The sequence below is a fragment of the Actinoplanes octamycinicus genome (assembly GCF_014205225.1).
GTDB lineage: Bacteria > Actinomycetota > Actinomycetes > Mycobacteriales > Micromonosporaceae > Actinoplanes > Actinoplanes octamycinicus.
Genome location: NZ_JACHNB010000001.1, coordinates 5,527,338 through 5,541,152 on the forward strand (window position 1 = coordinate 5,527,338; position 13,815 = coordinate 5,541,152).

Here is a 13,815-nt window from a genome sequence, read left to right on the forward strand (position 1 = left end):
GGCCAGGGCCGTGCCGGGAGGGGGGTCCGCCAGGACCCCCGCTCCGGGTGGCCGCGCGCCCTACCGTGGGGGCATGACTGCCAGCCTGGGCGAATTCCTCCGCGCCCGCCGCGAACTCGTCACCCCTGAGGAGGCCGGGATCCCGGTGGTCGGCGTCCGCCGGGTGCCCGGCCTGCGCCGCGAGGAGGTCGCGATGCTCGCCGGGATCAGCGCCGACTACTACCTGCGGCTGGAGCGCGGCCGGGACCGGCACCCGTCGGTGCAGGTCCTGGACTCCCTGGCCCGGGTGCTCCGGCTGGACGACGACGCCCGCGCGCACCTGCTCGGCCTGGCCGCCGACCGGCCCCGGCGCCCGCGCCGGCCGCGCCGGGAGACCGTCCCGGCCAGCACCGCGGCGCTGGTCGCGACGCTGCCGCTGCCGGCCTTCATCGAGGGCCGGCACATGGACGTCCTGGCCGCGAACCCGCTGGCCACCGCCCTGTCCCCGCGCCTGGTGGCGGGCGGCAACCGGCTGCGCGACGTCTTCCTCGACCCGGCGGAGCAGGCCCTCTTCCCGGATTTCGAGCTGGCCGCCGCCCATCTGGTCGCCGGCTTCCGCGAGTCGGTCGGCACCGACACCGACGATCCCCGCTGCATCGAGCTGGTCGGCGAGCTGTCGCTGGCCAGCCCGCTGTTCCGGCGGCTCTGGGCACGCCACGACGTGCGGTCGCGGGCCGGCGCGGTGGTCACCTTCACCCACCCGCAGGTCGGCGAGCTGCGGCTCAACCGGGAGAAGCTGCTGATCACCGGCACCGACGGCATCCTGCTGGTGGTCTACCACCCCGATCGCGGCTCCGCCGACGCCGAGAAGCTCGCCTTGCTCGGCTCCGCGACCCAGACCCCGCAAACCCGGATTCAGGTACGGCTGGAGCCCCGCAGCGACGCGAACACCACGACGTTGTCCACGTAGTGCCCGGTCTCCCGGTCGAAGTCCCCACCGCAGGTGACCAGGCGCAGCCCGGCATGGTCGATCGGCCCGTAGACCGCCTCGGTGGGGAACGCCCGCTTCGGATACCGGCCGATCCGGTCCACCGCGAACACGGCCACCGTCCCGTCCCGCCGGGACACCCGCACCGGATCACCCGGCCGCAGCTCCGGCAGCCGGGCGAACGAGCCGGCCCGGCCGCGGTAGTCGACGTGCCCGGCGAGCACGGCCGGACCGAGCGAGCCGGGCGCCGGCGCGCCGCTGAACCAGCCGACCGTCCGGGCGTCGGCGGGCACCTGCATGGTCCCGTCCGGCGCCAGGCCCAGCTCGGTCACCGGCGCGGTGACCCGCAGGGCCGGGATCTCCAGCCGGGTCGGTGGCGAACTCGCCAGCTCCGGCCCGGAGGTGAACGCGGAGGCGCTGACGACGGCGATCGGCAGGACCGGCGCCGGTGTGGTGCGGGAGCCGGCCACCGGGGCGGCGGGACGGGCGACGAGCAGGGCGGCCACCCCGCTGAGGGCCAGGACCAGGGTCGCGGTCAGCACCGCGGAGCGGCGGTTCATCGCTCGGCGCGGGGCAGGCGGAAGGCGCGGCGCCGGCCGAGGAGCACGCCCGCTGCCAGGGCGAGCACGACCAGGGACGCATACCCGATCAGCGCGCTGCGGCCGTACCGTGAATCGTTTGTGGGGTGCGTGCTCCCGTCGCCGGCGGCGATGCCGCCCACCGGGACCGACCCGGCGGCCGCGCCGGACACCATGCCGCAGAGCGCCGGATCGGTCGCCTCCTCGGGGATCCCGGCCAGCCCGGCCGCGGCGGCGAACGTGGATTCGCCCAGCCCGTCCAGGTCGTACCTCGCGTTCCGGTTCGCGTCGACGCCGTGCTCGACGATGTGCAGGTCCCGCAGGTGGTCGAGGGTGCCGGGCGGCAGGTCGGCGGCCGGGATGACCCGGTCGTAGGCGAGGCGGCCGTGGGCGTCGGCGGCGGGCATCCGGTCGACGGCGAGGCCGCTGGCGCGCGAGGTGTCGCCGCGGGTGGTCAGCGAGAGGAAAATGTCGCCGTAGGACGGCATGCCCTCCTCGGTGGTGACGTAGCCGTCGCCGTCCCGGTCGGCGGACCGGTCCGGGCAGTGGAAGTCCATCCCGGTGGTGGACCCGTGCAGGTGCTGGGCGTGCGCGGCCCGCGGGACCAGGCCGGTGGAGCGGATGCTGACCTTGAGGTCGCCGGTGGGCAGGGCGGTCAGCGTCGCGGTGCCGGTGGCGCCGGAGCCGTTGAGCGGGAGGAGCCGGACCTGCACCGCGGTGTCGGCGGCGGCGGCGGCCGGGGTGGCCAGCAGCAGCACGGTCACGGCCAGGGTCAGGTGGCGGAAGCGCATCACGATCTCCTTGACTCGGGTGGTCAGCGGGCGGAGGCGAACAGGTCGACCAGGTGGCGCTGCAGGGCCCGGGAGGCGGGCCAGTCGGCGTCAGTGACCGCCCAGCGCAGCAGATAGGAGCGGCCGTCACCGACGGCCAGGAGCACCCGGCGCTCGTGCCGGACGGTGTCCGAGTCGGGGCGCCAGGTGTACTCCCAGTCGGCGCCGCCGTCCCGGAGCAGCAGCACCCCCATGCTGATCCGGGCGTATCCCGGCAGGCTGCCGGCGGCCAGGTCGGCCCGCTCCCGGCCCTGCCAGTAGGCGAGCGGGCGCCGGGTGACCACCGGGGACATGGTCACCGTGAACGCCCGCCGCCCCTGCGGGTCGCTGAAGCAGACGTCGTTCCCGGTCACCGCGCGCCGCCATCCGGCGGGCAGGGCCAGCGCGAACCCGGACGGGTCGCGGAACCAGACCCATCCGGCGGGCAGCCTGGTCGGGACGTTCCGGTCGGCGGCGGTCACCGGCGCGGGCGTGCCGGGTCCGCAGGCCCCGATCCGGGGCGGGGCGGCCAGGGCCTCGGACATCATCGCGGCCGGGGTCACGGTGCGTGCGCGCTCGTCGGACCGCTGACCGATCACGATCAGGCCGGCCGCGGTCAGCAGTGCCGCCGTGCCGGCCAGCACCAGCCGCACCCGCCGGGTCCGCGGTGGTGCCTCCCCGACCGCCGCGCCGTCCGGCCGTGCCCCTGCCGGACCGGACACGATCCCGCGCAGGCGGGCATCCAACTCGGCCGGGCCGGACACGATCGCGCGCAGGCGGGCATCCACCTCGGCGGCGCCGGGACGCTCGGCCGGGTCCTTGACCAGCAGGTCCAGCAGCAACGGTGCCATCGCTCCGGCCCGGACCGGCGGATCCGGCGGCTCGTCGAGCAGCGCCCGCAACGCCGTCCCGGCATCCGCCCGGGCGAACGGGGTCCGGCCCTCCACCGCCGCGTACAACGTCGCGCCGAACGACCACAGGTCCGACGCGGCACCGGCGTCCGCGGCCCGCAACCGCTCCGGCGCGATGAAGCTCGGCGACCCGAGCCGCGGATCCGGGCCGTCCACACCGGCTCCGAACGTCGCCAGCCCGAAATCGGTCAGCACCACCCGACCGTCGGCGGCGAGCAGCACGTTGTCCGGCTTCACGTCCCGGTGCAGCACCCCGGCCGCGTGCGCCGCCCGCAACGCGGCCAGCATCCGCAGCCCGATCCGGGCCGCCTGGTGGACCGGCAGCGGCCCGTCGTCCCGGATGACCTGCTGCAGCGACCGGGACGGGACGTACTCCATCACGATCCAGCAGCGCCCCCGCCGCCACACCACGTCGAAGACCTTCACCACGCCGGGATGGTCGAGCCGGGCCGCCGCCCGGGCCTCCCGCATCGCCTCGCTGACCAGCGGCGCCGCCGACGGCACGGCGACCTCCTTGACCGCCACGGTGCGCAGCAGCAGGTCGTCCTCGGCCCGCCAGACCCGGCCCATCCCGCCGGACCCGACCACTTCCAGCAGCCGGTAGCGGCCACCCACCCGATCGTCGGTCCCGTCCACAGCCATCCCCACACCCCCGAAATCCCGGCGTCACCAGGGATTCGCCACGGGCGCGGCTCCGGATGGGTGCGAATTCACATGCGGAGATTCCTGACTCGGGCCCCGCTGATCACGGATCGTCGCCTCCAGGGCGACGTCCGCGGGTGGTTGCGGAAACCCGACCCGTGCTCAGGTCAGGTTGACCTGGGCCTCGAGTGGGGTGGTGGGGGTGGTGGAGGCGGGGGCCTTCTCGACCGTGACGCCGACCGCGGTGGCGCTCGGGAGGCCGTCGACCACCTGGGTGGCGACCGACTGGCCCTCGCCGAGCGCGCCGGCCGACGCCGCCTTGCCGGAGCGGATCGTCCAGAGCTGGTAGACGCTGCCGCCGGCCGGCGGCCGGGTGGCGTCCAGCTGGATGACCCCGGCATCGCGCAGCCGCGAGGTCGCGACCCGTACCGTGCCGCCGCCGGCCAGGGGCTGTTCGTGCCAGACCACGTCGGGCGCGGTCAGCACGGACCGGACCTGGTCGGCGACGGCGGTCTGCTGCTGGCGTACCCGCTGGTCCTGCACCACGTAGACGGCCGTGCCCGCGCCGGCGGCCGCGACCACCGCGGCGGCCGCGGCCACCCACCGCGTCCGGCGCGGCGCCCGCAGGCGCAGCGGCGACCGGCGCGGCGCGGCGGCCGGCAGCTGCGGGGTCGTCGCGATGGCTGCCAGCACGGTGTCCCGCATCCCGGGCGGCGGCGCCGACCACACCCCGTCGGCGAGCAGCGACGCGGTCTCCCGCAGCTCGTCCGCCTCGATCCGGCACGCCTCGCAGTCGCGCAGGTGCCGGTCGAACGCGGCCCGTTCCAGGTCGTCGAGCGCGTCCAGCGCATAGGCGCCGACCAGCGCGTGGATGTCCGCGGTCACGCCGCCGCCCCCATCCCGAGACAGTCCCGCAGCCTGATCAGACCGTCCCGCATCCTGGTCTTCACGGTCGGCAGCGACACGCCGAGCAGCTGGGACACCTGCGGATAGGAGTGGCCCTGGTAGTACGCCAGGGTGACCGCCTGCCGCTGCAGCTCGGTGAGGTCGTCCAGGCAGTGCCGCACCTGCTGGCGCTCGATCCGGCCGGTCACCTCGTCGGCGACCGCGTCGTAGGGGGTGTCCAGCGAGGCGGCGCCGGCCCGCAGGGTCCGTGCGGTGGCGGCCTGCTCGGCGCGGGCCCGGTCGACCGCCCGGCGGTGCGCGATCGTGAAGATCCAGGAGGTGGGCGAGCCGCGGGAGGGGTCGAACCGGGCCGCGGTGCGCCAGATCTCGACGAGCACCTCCTGAGCCACCTCCTCGGCCTGCGCCGGGTCGCCGAGAATCCGCCGGATCAGGCCGAAGACGCGGGGGGCGAACAGGTCGTACAGCCGGCCGAAGGCCTGCTCGTCGCCGCCGGCGACGGCCTTGAGGAGGTCGCCGGCATCGGGCGGCGCGGTCCGATGCTCCTGGCGGCCTTCGACGCCACTGTCTGCCATGGCTCCTCAGCCTACGGTCCGCGCGCCGCTCCGGGCTGTCACTGATGCGTCGCTCATTCCCGCGCCGGCTCGCGGCATCGGTTACCGTCGTTCTCCGGCGTCCGGAACGCCATCGGACGGGCCCTTCCTGGGGGAGCGATGACGGCTGCCTTCGTGCTCCTGCACAGTCTGCTGCTGGGTCCGCTGACCTGGTCCTCGGTGGCGTCCCGGCTGCCCGCCCGCACCGTGGTCCCGGTGCTGACCGGAGTGACCGCCGGCGACCCCCCGTTCTGGCCGCATGTCGCCGGCCGGGTCAACGACGCCCTCGCCACACTGCCGGCGGAGCAGCCGGTCGTTCTGGTCGCGCACAGCAATGCCGGCCTGATGGTCCCGCCGGTGGTCGCGGCGGCGTGCCGCCCGGTCGTCGGCTGCGCGTTCGTCGACGCGACCCTGCCGGCCCGGACCGGCCCGACCCCGGTGACCTCCCCGGAGCGGCTGGCGGTTCTGCGCGGGATGGCCGTCGACGGCCGCCTGCCGCCCTGGACGACCTGGTGGGACGACGTGGCGGAGCTGTTCCCCGACGAGGGCACCCGGGCGGCGGTCACCGCCGAGCAGCCCCGGCTCCCGCTCTCCTACTACGAGCAGCGGATCCCGGTCCCGGCCGGCTGGGATGCCCGTCCGTGCGGTTATCTGCTGTTCAGCCCGGCCTACCAGCCGGTGGCGCGGGAGGCGGCCGGGCGCGGCTGGCCGGTGACCCGGGTGCCCGGCGGCCACCTGCATCAGGTGGTCGATCCGGACGCGGTGGCCGGGCAGCTCACGGCGATGACCGCCGGGTTCGGGTAGGCCGGCGCGGCGCCGGCGGTCGGGGCTCGGGGCGGCGGTGGGTGAGCGGGCCGAGCAGGCGGCCGGTGAGGCCGAGGGCGATCGCGAGGTGTCTCATGTGGCCAATCTAGGAAGCCACTGGCCCATCGATATAGTCCAGATCCATGGCGGAGGAGTGGGCCAGAAACGGGTTGGATCTGCACCTCGGCATCGATCGGGTGCGGGGGCTGCGGGCCGGGCTGGAGGACGCGCTGCGGACCGCGGTGCGCGACGGGCGGCTCGCGGCGGGGGATCGGCTGCCCAGCTCACGGGCGCTGGCGCAGGAGCTCGGCGTGGCGCGCGGGACGGTCACCCAGGTGTACGAGCAGCTCACGGCGGAGGGCTATCTGACGTCGCGGGCGCGCTCCGGCGTACGGATAGCGCCGCGCCCGCGCCCGGAGAGCACCGTGAGCGTCCCCGCGGTCTCGCCCTGCCCGCCGCTGCCCGGCGGATTCGATCTGCGGCCCGGCTTCCCGGACCTGTCGATGTTTCCGCGCCGCGAGTGGCTCGCGGCCACCCGGCACGTTTTACGGACCATGCCCAGCACCGCCTTCGGGTACGGCGACCCGGCCGGCGATCCAGCTCTGCGTTCCGCCCTGGCCGGCTATCTGGGACGGTCCCGTGGCGTGCTGACCGGTCCGGATCAGATCATCGTGTGCGCCGGCTACACCCACGCGCTGCGGATCATCTGCCAGGCGCTGGGTGGCACGATCGGGTTCGAGGACCCGACCCGGCCGGACTATCCGGCGATGGCCGAGCGGCTCGGCCTGGGCGTGACCCGGCTCCCGGTGGACGCCGACGGGTTGGTCGTGAACGCGCTGGCCGGCGAGGCGGCGGTGGTGGTCACCCCGGCGCACCAGTTCCCGCTCGGCGTGACGCTCAGCCCGCAGCGGCGCCGTGACCTGCTCGACTGGGCCCGGCGGACGGACGCGGTGATCGTCGAGGACGACTACGACGGCGAGTTCCGCTACGACCGGCAACCGGTCGGCGCCCTGCAGGGGCTGGCGCCGGAGCGGGTCATCTACGCCGGGACGGTGAGCAAGACGGTCGCCCCGGGGCTGCGGATCGCGTGGCTGGCGGTGCCGGTCGGACTGGTGCCGGCGCTGCGGGCGGTGCTGCGGTTCGACGAGGCGTACGTCAATGTCATCGATCAGCTGGTCCTCGCCCACCTGATCGGGCGCGGCGACCTGGACCGGCATCTGCGGCGCTGCCGGGTCCGCTACCGGCAGCGCCGGGATCTGCTCGGCCGGGCGGTCGCGGCCCGGCTGCCGGCCGCCCGGCTGTCCGGGATCTCGGCCGGTCTGCACGCGACGCTGAGCCTGCCCGGCTGCTCGGAGCCGGAGCTGCTCGGCCGGCTGGCGGCCCGCGGCGTGGTGACCGAGGGGATCGGCTCGTTCTACCGGGATGCCCGGGACGCGCCGCCGGGCGTCGTGATCGGCTACGCGACGCCGCCGCAGCACGCCTATGCGCGCGCGATCGACGCGTTGCTGGCAGTCTGTGCCGGTGACGACGGAGTGGCGGGTGCGGTTCCCGGTTGACGACCGTGAGGTGAGCCTGCTGCACGCGCGGGCGTTCGGCGGCGATCCGGTCGAGGTCCGGCCGTGGGCGGCGCGGCTGGACCGGTACGCCCTGACCTGGGTCGGGGCGTTCGACGACGGGCGGCTGGTCGGGTTCGTCCAGGTCTGCTGGGACGGTGGGCCGCACGCGTTCGTGCTGGACACCGCGGTCGACCCGGACTGGCAGCACCGGGGGATCGGGACGGCGCTGGTGAAGGCGGCGGCGGAGGAGGCGCGGGCGGCCGGGTGTGAGTGGCTGCACGTCGACTTCGAGCCGCATCTGGAGCACTTCTACGTGGAGCAGTGCGGCTTTCGTCGTACCCCGGCCGGGTTGATCGCGCTCTGACCGTTCAGCCAGTCGATCTCGGCCACTCCGATGATCTTGAGAATCCCAGGACGTTCGTACGGTGAAGAGTCCGCCTCGTCACCGCACGTCATTGGAGCCCGATGTTCACCCCTGACCAGTCCCTCCTGCGCGGCGCCACCCAGCGGAGGCTCGGCCGTCGCGACGCGCTGCGCCTCGGCGGCCTGTCCGCGCTCGGCGCGGCCCTGGCGGCGTGCGGGGTGCAGGGCAAGGGGTCCCCGGAGGTCAGCGTCGACGCGGGCACCCTGGCGAACTTCTGGCAGGGCAAGAAGCAGAACGGCAAGCTCGACTTCGCCAACTGGCCGCTCTACATGGACCCGGAGCGCCCGGAGCTGAAGAAGTTCACCCAGCGGACCGGCATCCAGGTGAACTACCAGGAGGTCATCCAGGAGATGGGCCCCTGGTTCGCCAAGGTGCAGCCGCAGCTGTCGGCGAAGCAGCCGATCGGCTTCGACCTCATGGTGATCACCAACGGCATCCAGTTCGGTCAGTTCCGCTCGGCCGGCTTCCTGGCCCCGCTCGACCACGCCCAGCTGCCGAACTTCACCAAGAACGCCGCCCCGAAGTACGCCCAGGAGGCGTTCGACCCGGGCAACGTGTTCAGCGTGCCGTGGGCGTCCGGGATGACCGGCATCGCCTACGACCCGGCCAAGACCGGTCGCGAGATCACCAGCCTGGCCGACCTGTGGGACTCGAAGTTCAAGGGCAAGGTCGGCATGATGTCCGACCTCACCGAGCTGGCCAACTTCGGCCTGCTGGCGGCCGGGATCAAGCCGGCCGGCTCGACCGAGGAGGACTGGAAGAAGGCGGCCGCCAAGCTCAAGAAGCAGAAGGACGCCGGCATCGTCCGCAAGTACTACGAGCAGGACTACGTCGACGCGCTCGGCAACGGCGAGCTGTGGATCAGCCAGGCCTGGTCCGGCGACGTCTTCCAGAAGAACCTCTCCGACGGCACGAACCTCAAGTTCGTGATCCCGCAGGAGGGCGGCACCATCTGGACCGACAACTTCGCCATCCCGGTCACCGCAGCGAATCCGGTCGACGCCCTGATGCTGATCGACTTCTTCTACGAGACGGAGAACGCGGCGTCGCTCGCCGAGTACATCAACTACGTCTGCCCGGTGCCCGGCGCGCAGGCGCAGATCAAGAAGGACGCGGCCGCGCTGTCCGGTTCCGATCGTGCCGAGATGCAGCAGGTCGCGTCCAGCCCGCTGGTCTTCCCGAGCGACGCGGATTACGCGAAGCTGCACTACTACGTCAACTTCAACACCGCCGAGGAGCAGCAGATCTTCTCGTCGATCTTCGACCCGATCGTCCTGGGCTGATTCCGTCCTGGCGTTCGTCCTCCTGGCCGCTTCTTCCCGATCAAGATCAAGACCGGTTTTCGGTACGCCCTCAGCCCCGTCCGACGTAGGCCAGGGCGAACCCGGCCGTGGGGATGGCGAACAGCAGGGACAGCACGGCCAGCCGGGGGATCGTCGGGTTCCGGGTCAGCGCGGCGTAGCCGGCCACCAGGACCGGCACCGTCACCAGCTGCGGGACCAGGGTCTCCCGCGGCACCAGCACGTCGGCCGCGGCGCTGAGCAGGCACACCGCCAGCGCCGCGCCCCACAGTGCCAGCCCCAGCCGATAGGCCGTCCGGGCGCCGAACCGCACCGCGAACGTGGTGTCCCCGGCCCCGGTGTCGGCGGCCAGGTCGGTCACCGTGGTCGGCACGTAGAGCGCGGCCGCGAACAGCACCCCGATCAGCCCGAACCGCCACGGGAACTCCCATGGCGCCCGGGTGATCGCCCAGCCCGCGGCCGGCGAGACCAGGCCGACCACCAGCGCGTTCACCGCCACGTCCCAGCCCGGCCGGGTCTTCAGGCGCAGCGGCGGCACACTGTAGGCCCAGCCGAGCGCCAGCACCCCGGCCACGCCGAGCACGAACAGCGGGCCGACGTAGAGCGCCGCGCCGACCGCCGCCAGGGCCAGCCCGCGGTACCAGGCTCGCAGCCTCCGTGCCGAGACCGCGCCGGTGACCAGCGGCGCGGTCGCCTTGCGCGGATTGGCCCAGTCGCTGGGCAGGTCGTGCAGATCGTTCTGGGCGAGCACCGCGCCCCAGACCAGCGGTCCGAGAACGATCAGCGCGACGAGCGCCCGCCCGGCGTCCGCCCGGTCCGGCAGCCAGGCGTGCCCGGCCAGCACCGTGCCGAGATAGGCCGGCACCCAGGAGACCGGCCAGAACCACGGACGGGACACCGCGATCAGTACGGCGGTGGGGCGCTCGATCAATGCCGTCATGGCTCGCATCGTGGTCGACGCCGCCTGTGCGGGCGCTGAGCCGTCAGTCGTCCGTCGCCCGCCGGGCGCGCAATGCCCGCAGCTTGTGCCGGTTGCCGCAGCGCTCCATCGCGCACCAGCGGCGGGCGCCGGGCCGGGACGAGTCGACGAAGACCAGCGGGCAGTTGTCGCCGGCGCACTGCCGGATGCGCCCGCCGAGCGGGCCGGTCAGCAGCCCGATCATCTCCCGGGCCAGGGTGGACAGCGCCTGGCCGGCCCGCACCGGGGACGCCCACCGCGACGCCGTCCCGTCCGCGGCGAGCTCGGGGACCAGCGGCGGCGCGGCGGCGAACCGGTTGAGCGCCGCGACCGCGCCGGCGCCCAGCGGCTCACCGGCCGCCCGCTCGTGTGCCGCCACCCAGATCGCCTGCCGGAGCTCGCGTGCCGCGGACAGGTCGGCCGCGGTCACCGCGACCGTCAGGGAGGCGGCCAGCGGCGGCACGGCCAGCCAGGCGGCCAGGTCGTCCGGCTGGTGCAGCGTCTCGAACACCGCGTAACGCCCCTCGCCGCCGGTGTGCGCGAAGTCCAGGCAGAGGGCGCCGGCGTCGAACCAGAACGACCCGCCCTTGGGGTCGTGCAGCATCCGTCCGGTTGCATCGGTCCGCATGTAACCACTATAACTGGTGTTGTTCGGGTAACCCCTATAACCGGTTTCGTGATGCGTGGAGGGTGACATGAGCAAGCGGCACATCAACCCCGAGGGACTGCACCGCAGCCCCGCCTTCAGTCAGGCGGTCGTGGTCGAGCAGCCGGCGAAAACCATCTACGTGGGCGGGCAGAACGGTGTCGGGCCGGACGGCAAGGTGGTCGGCTCGACACTCGCCGAGCAGGCGGTCCAGGCCCTGCGCAACCTGGCCACCATCCTGGAGAGCGAGGGGGCGCGGCTGGCCGACGTGGTGCACTGGCGGATCGCCATCGTGGACGGGCAGCCGGTCGCCGACGGGGTGGCCGCCTTCCAGCAGGTGTGGGATCCGGCCGACCCGCCGCCGGCGATCACCGTCCACATCGTGGCCGGCCTCGGCCCGGACTTCCTGGTCGAGATCGACGCCGTCGCCGCCGTCTGAGCCAGGGACCGGTCAGTCGATCAGCCAGCCGGCGAGCGACTGGCCGGCCGTGGTCAGCGACACCACCATGACCAGCACCAGGGCGGCGACGCCGCCGAGCAGCGGCCGGCGGTGCCGGGTGCGGCCGAGCACGGCCAGCATCCCGACCACGAAGAGTCCCAGGCCGGCGACCAGCGGCGCGGTCGGGACGGTGAACAGCACCGGTGTGCTCCACGTCCAGCCGGCGTTGACGTCGGCGTTCGCGGTGTAGACGTCGTTGGCGGACGGCAGATACCAGTGGCCGGCGAGGTCGGCGGCCCGGGCCAGCGCCAGGCAGAGACACAGGGCGTACCAGGCGGCGTAGCCGTACAACGCCGCGACCAGCACCCATCCGCCGGTCCGGGATCCTGCCGCCGCGCTGCCGCGCCCCGCCACCATGGTCATCGGCGCATCGTAGCGGCCGCGTTCCCGCTGAGCTTTCCGTCCGTGCGCGTTCTTCGTCCGTGCGGTTCCCCGGTCGGCGCGGGGGTCATCGGTCCCCGCGGGGTCTCCGATTCGCGCGGCTCACTTCGCCGGGGGACCGGCCTCCCTCTCGGGAGGGATCGATTCCGGGCCGGTTTCGCCGAGCGTTGGGGGCAACCCGGCAGCGAGCGTCGCGCCAGGGTCGGATCGGATCGGGGGAAGACCGTGGCCGAGATGCTGGGCCGCTCCGCACGCCGTCGCCGGTGGGCGGCGGCGTGCGGAGCGTTCGTCGCAGGTGAGCTGGCCCTGCGCCTGTACTGGCTGGCGGGCGGCCGCTGGGCCTACACCGCTTGCGACCGCACCCACCTGACCGACCCGTCCGGCGGCTGCGGGGCCGACCGGGTCGGCGTGCTGCCGTTCTGGCCGGGCTGGGGGAGCGTGGCCGTGGGCGCCGCCCTCGCGGTGCTGGTCGCGGTGGCGTTCCGGCGACCCGGCCGGTCGGTGGCCGCCGGCTCCTGGGCCGCGGCCGTGCTGTTGCTGGTCGCCGCCTTCCCGCTGCACCTGCTCTTCGAGATCCCGGCCGCCCTGGCCGGCCGCCCCGCGGACTGGCGCGACCTCGGCGCCCGGCTCGCCCTCGCCGTCGGCGGCGCCCTCTTCGCCACCCTGGCCAGCGCCGCCGGCCCGCCCCGTGAACCGTTGACCCCCGGCTACCGTCCGGTGCCCCGCTGGACCCGCCGCTGGGCCTACGCCGCGGTCGCCCTGCCCGTGGTCGGCTGGGCCGTCCCGCACGGCCTGTGGCTGCTCGACGTCCCGTTCGGCGTCTCCGGCCCGAAGCTGGCGGAGATCCACGACGGCATGTCCTCGATGGCCGGCCTGGCGATCACCCTGGTCCCGCCGCTGGCCGGCCTGCTCGTCCTCGGCCTGGTGCAGCGCTGGGGCCAGGAGTTCCCCGGCTGGCTGCCGTTCCTGGGCGGCCGCCCGGTCCCGCGCCTGCTCGCCATCGTCCCGGCCGCCGTGGTAGCCGCCGCCCTGATCACGTACGGCCTGCTGAGCTCCGCCCTCTTCACCGCCGACCTGCTGGCCGGCAAGGTCACCTGGCCGGAGATCCGAGCCGGCTGGGCCGTCACCGCCACCCTCCTGGTCTTCACCGCGTGGGGCGCCACCCTGGCCGTCACCACCGCCGGCTACGCCCTGACCACCCGCCCCCGCGAGAGACCAGACACCCGAGATCCGATGGCCACGGCTTCGTTGCGCTGACGGATCCCGCGCGGGTTCTCTTCTCCTTCGCTCCCGGCACGCGACGTCCCGCACGCGCCGAGTCCCGGCGATTCGGTGATCCTTGTCAGGGCTCGACGCGGGGTAGCCCGGTCGCCCGATGCTTCCGTAAGGTGGCGTCGGTCGGCACTGGAGGGATTTGTGATGGACCCGGTCACGATCGGCACCGTTGTTGCATCGATGCTCAGCACCGCATTCGCGCAGGGGGTCGGTGGTGAGGCCGCAAAGCACGCGGTCCAGTCCATAGTCGGATTGGTACGTGGTCGCTTGACCGGTAACGGCAGAGGCGACACCGAGCTGGCCGCGCTCGAGCAGAATCCCGCGGACGGCGACGCTGTCGCAGCGGTGGGCCGGATCATTGACGCCGAGGCGGCGGACGAGACGTTCCGTCAGCAGTTGAGAGCCTTGATCTCCGAAGCCCGGCAGGACGCGGCGATGAACAATTTCGTCACCAACGTGGAGAGCGGCGCCAACGTCGGGAAGATCGTCAACATCGGTCACATTGACAACGCGCAGTTCTGAGGCTTTCCGTGACCGATGGACCGGAGGATGCGGGTGCTCAGGCTGC

The 13,815-nt window shown here is 73.9% G+C and carries 16 protein-coding genes; 8 read left to right on the forward strand and 8 right to left on the reverse strand.

Annotated elements, in window-relative coordinates:
- Window positions 1-73 precede the first annotated feature (73 nt).
- Complete coding sequence (locus tag BJY16_RS24180) at window positions 74-949, forward strand: helix-turn-helix transcriptional regulator (RefSeq protein ID WP_185041862.1); 876 nt, start codon at window positions 74-76, stop codon at window positions 947-949.
- On the opposite strand, the gene BJY16_RS24185 is transcribed toward BJY16_RS24180, so the two are convergent.
- The 5 genes from BJY16_RS24185 to sigK all read right to left on the reverse strand — a co-directional run bounded on the left by BJY16_RS24185 (window position 895) and on the right by sigK (window position 5,385).
- Window positions 895-1,527: a class F sortase gene (locus tag BJY16_RS24185; RefSeq protein WP_185041863.1), complete on the reverse strand. Its 633-nt coding sequence runs from the start codon at window positions 1,525-1,527 to the stop codon at window positions 895-897. The two genes, BJY16_RS24180 and BJY16_RS24185, sit on opposite strands and share 55 nt — an antisense overlap.
- Window positions 1,524-2,336: a hypothetical protein gene (locus BJY16_RS24190; RefSeq protein WP_185041864.1), complete on the reverse strand. Its 813-nt coding sequence runs from the start codon at window positions 2,334-2,336 to the stop codon at window positions 1,524-1,526. The genes BJY16_RS24185 and BJY16_RS24190 overlap by 4 nt, the downstream gene beginning before the upstream one ends.
- Window positions 2,337-2,359: 23 nt before the next feature.
- Window positions 2,360-3,907: a serine/threonine-protein kinase gene (locus tag BJY16_RS47390; protein WP_185041865.1), complete on the reverse strand. Its 1,548-nt coding sequence runs from the start codon at window positions 3,905-3,907 to the stop codon at window positions 2,360-2,362.
- 162 nt (window positions 3,908-4,069) lie between these two features.
- A complete protein-coding gene (locus BJY16_RS24200) occupies window positions 4,070-4,792 on the reverse strand; it encodes an anti-sigma factor (protein WP_185041866.1) in 723 nt (240 codons plus the stop codon).
- Complete coding sequence (gene sigK, locus BJY16_RS24205) at window positions 4,789-5,385, reverse strand: ECF RNA polymerase sigma factor SigK (protein ID WP_185041867.1); 597 nt, start codon at window positions 5,383-5,385, stop codon at window positions 4,789-4,791. Before sigK ends, BJY16_RS24200 begins: the two co-directional genes overlap by 4 nt.
- Window positions 5,386-5,523: 138 nt before the next feature.
- On the opposite strand from sigK, the gene BJY16_RS24210 reads away from it, so the two are divergent.
- From BJY16_RS24210 to BJY16_RS24225, 4 genes are all read left to right on the forward strand, one after another.
- Entirely contained in the window at window positions 5,524-6,207 is a 684-nt protein-coding gene (locus BJY16_RS24210) for an alpha/beta hydrolase (protein WP_185041868.1), read from the forward strand.
- Between the two features lie 143 nt (window positions 6,208-6,350).
- Entirely contained in the window at window positions 6,351-7,763 is a 1,413-nt protein-coding gene (gene pdxR, locus BJY16_RS24215; protein WP_185041869.1) for a MocR-like pyridoxine biosynthesis transcription factor PdxR, read from the forward strand.
- On the forward strand, window positions 7,747-8,127 hold the full coding sequence (locus BJY16_RS24220; protein ID WP_239177960.1) for a GNAT family N-acetyltransferase: 381 nt from the start codon (window positions 7,747-7,749) through the stop codon (window positions 8,125-8,127). The genes pdxR and BJY16_RS24220 overlap by 17 nt, the downstream gene beginning before the upstream one ends.
- Before the next feature lie 101 nt (window positions 8,128-8,228).
- Window positions 8,229-9,470, forward strand: coding sequence for a polyamine ABC transporter substrate-binding protein (locus BJY16_RS24225; RefSeq protein WP_185041871.1), 1,242 nt, complete (start codon window positions 8,229-8,231; stop codon window positions 9,468-9,470).
- 70 nt (window positions 9,471-9,540) lie between these two features.
- On the opposite strand, the gene BJY16_RS24230 is transcribed toward BJY16_RS24225, so the two are convergent.
- Window positions 9,541-10,428, reverse strand: coding sequence for a UbiA prenyltransferase family protein (locus tag BJY16_RS24230; protein WP_185041872.1), 888 nt, complete (start codon window positions 10,426-10,428; stop codon window positions 9,541-9,543).
- A gap of 43 nt (window positions 10,429-10,471) precedes the next feature.
- A complete protein-coding gene (locus BJY16_RS24235; RefSeq protein WP_203759314.1) occupies window positions 10,472-11,074 on the reverse strand; it encodes a CGNR zinc finger domain-containing protein in 603 nt (200 codons plus the stop codon).
- Between the two features lie 67 nt (window positions 11,075-11,141).
- Between BJY16_RS24235 and BJY16_RS24240 the strand changes: the two genes are divergently transcribed.
- Window positions 11,142-11,531 (forward strand): RidA family protein, encoded by a 390-nt coding sequence (locus tag BJY16_RS24240; RefSeq protein ID WP_185041873.1) that lies wholly within the window; start codon window positions 11,142-11,144, stop codon window positions 11,529-11,531.
- Between the two features lie 12 nt (window positions 11,532-11,543).
- On the opposite strand, the gene BJY16_RS24245 is transcribed toward BJY16_RS24240, so the two are convergent.
- Window positions 11,544-11,954, reverse strand: coding sequence for a hypothetical protein (locus BJY16_RS24245; protein WP_185041874.1), 411 nt, complete (start codon window positions 11,952-11,954; stop codon window positions 11,544-11,546).
- A gap of 252 nt (window positions 11,955-12,206) precedes the next feature.
- On the opposite strand from BJY16_RS24245, the gene BJY16_RS24250 reads away from it, so the two are divergent.
- Window positions 12,207-13,229, forward strand: coding sequence for a hypothetical protein (locus BJY16_RS24250; RefSeq protein WP_203759311.1), 1,023 nt, complete (start codon window positions 12,207-12,209; stop codon window positions 13,227-13,229).
- Window positions 13,230-13,391: 162 nt separating this feature from the next.
- Window positions 13,392-13,769 carry a hypothetical protein gene (locus tag BJY16_RS24255; protein ID WP_185041876.1) on the forward strand — a complete coding sequence of 126 codons (378 nt, stop codon included), beginning with the start codon at window positions 13,392-13,394 and terminating at the stop codon, window positions 13,767-13,769.
- Window positions 13,770-13,815 lie beyond the last annotated feature (46 nt).

Excerpts from the sequence above, each read along its gene's own strand:
- BJY16_RS24185 (WP_185041863.1), bottom strand. The coding sequence starts at position 1,527 with ATGAACCGCCGCTCCGCGGTGCTGACCGCGACCCTGGTCCTGGCCCTC.
- BJY16_RS47390 (WP_185041865.1), bottom strand. The coding sequence starts at position 3,907 with ATGGCTGTGGACGGGACCGACGATCGGGTGGGTGGCCGCTACCGGCTG.
- BJY16_RS24250 (WP_203759311.1), top strand. The coding sequence starts at position 12,207 with ATGCTGGGCCGCTCCGCACGCCGTCGCCGGTGGGCGGCGGCGTGCGGA.
- BJY16_RS24235 (WP_203759314.1), bottom strand. The coding sequence starts at position 11,074 with ATGCGGACCGATGCAACCGGACGGATGCTGCACGACCCCAAGGGCGGG.
- BJY16_RS24240 (WP_185041873.1), top strand. The coding sequence starts at position 11,142 with ATGAGCAAGCGGCACATCAACCCCGAGGGACTGCACCGCAGCCCCGCC.
- BJY16_RS24225 (WP_185041871.1), top strand. The coding sequence starts at position 8,229 with ATGTTCACCCCTGACCAGTCCCTCCTGCGCGGCGCCACCCAGCGGAGG.
- BJY16_RS24255 (WP_185041876.1), top strand. The coding sequence starts at position 13,392 with ATGGACCCGGTCACGATCGGCACCGTTGTTGCATCGATGCTCAGCACC.
- BJY16_RS24190 (WP_185041864.1), bottom strand. The coding sequence starts at position 2,336 with ATGCGCTTCCGCCACCTGACCCTGGCCGTGACCGTGCTGCTGCTGGCC.
- BJY16_RS24230 (WP_185041872.1), bottom strand. The coding sequence starts at position 10,428 with ATGACGGCATTGATCGAGCGCCCCACCGCCGTACTGATCGCGGTGTCC.
- sigK (WP_185041867.1), bottom strand. The coding sequence starts at position 5,385 with ATGGCAGACAGTGGCGTCGAAGGCCGCCAGGAGCATCGGACCGCGCCG.
- BJY16_RS24180 (WP_185041862.1), top strand. The coding sequence starts at position 74 with ATGACTGCCAGCCTGGGCGAATTCCTCCGCGCCCGCCGCGAACTCGTC.
- BJY16_RS24245 (WP_185041874.1), bottom strand. The coding sequence starts at position 11,954 with ATGACCATGGTGGCGGGGCGCGGCAGCGCGGCGGCAGGATCCCGGACC.
- pdxR (WP_185041869.1), top strand. The coding sequence starts at position 6,351 with ATGGCGGAGGAGTGGGCCAGAAACGGGTTGGATCTGCACCTCGGCATC.
- BJY16_RS24210 (WP_185041868.1), top strand. The coding sequence starts at position 5,524 with ATGACGGCTGCCTTCGTGCTCCTGCACAGTCTGCTGCTGGGTCCGCTG.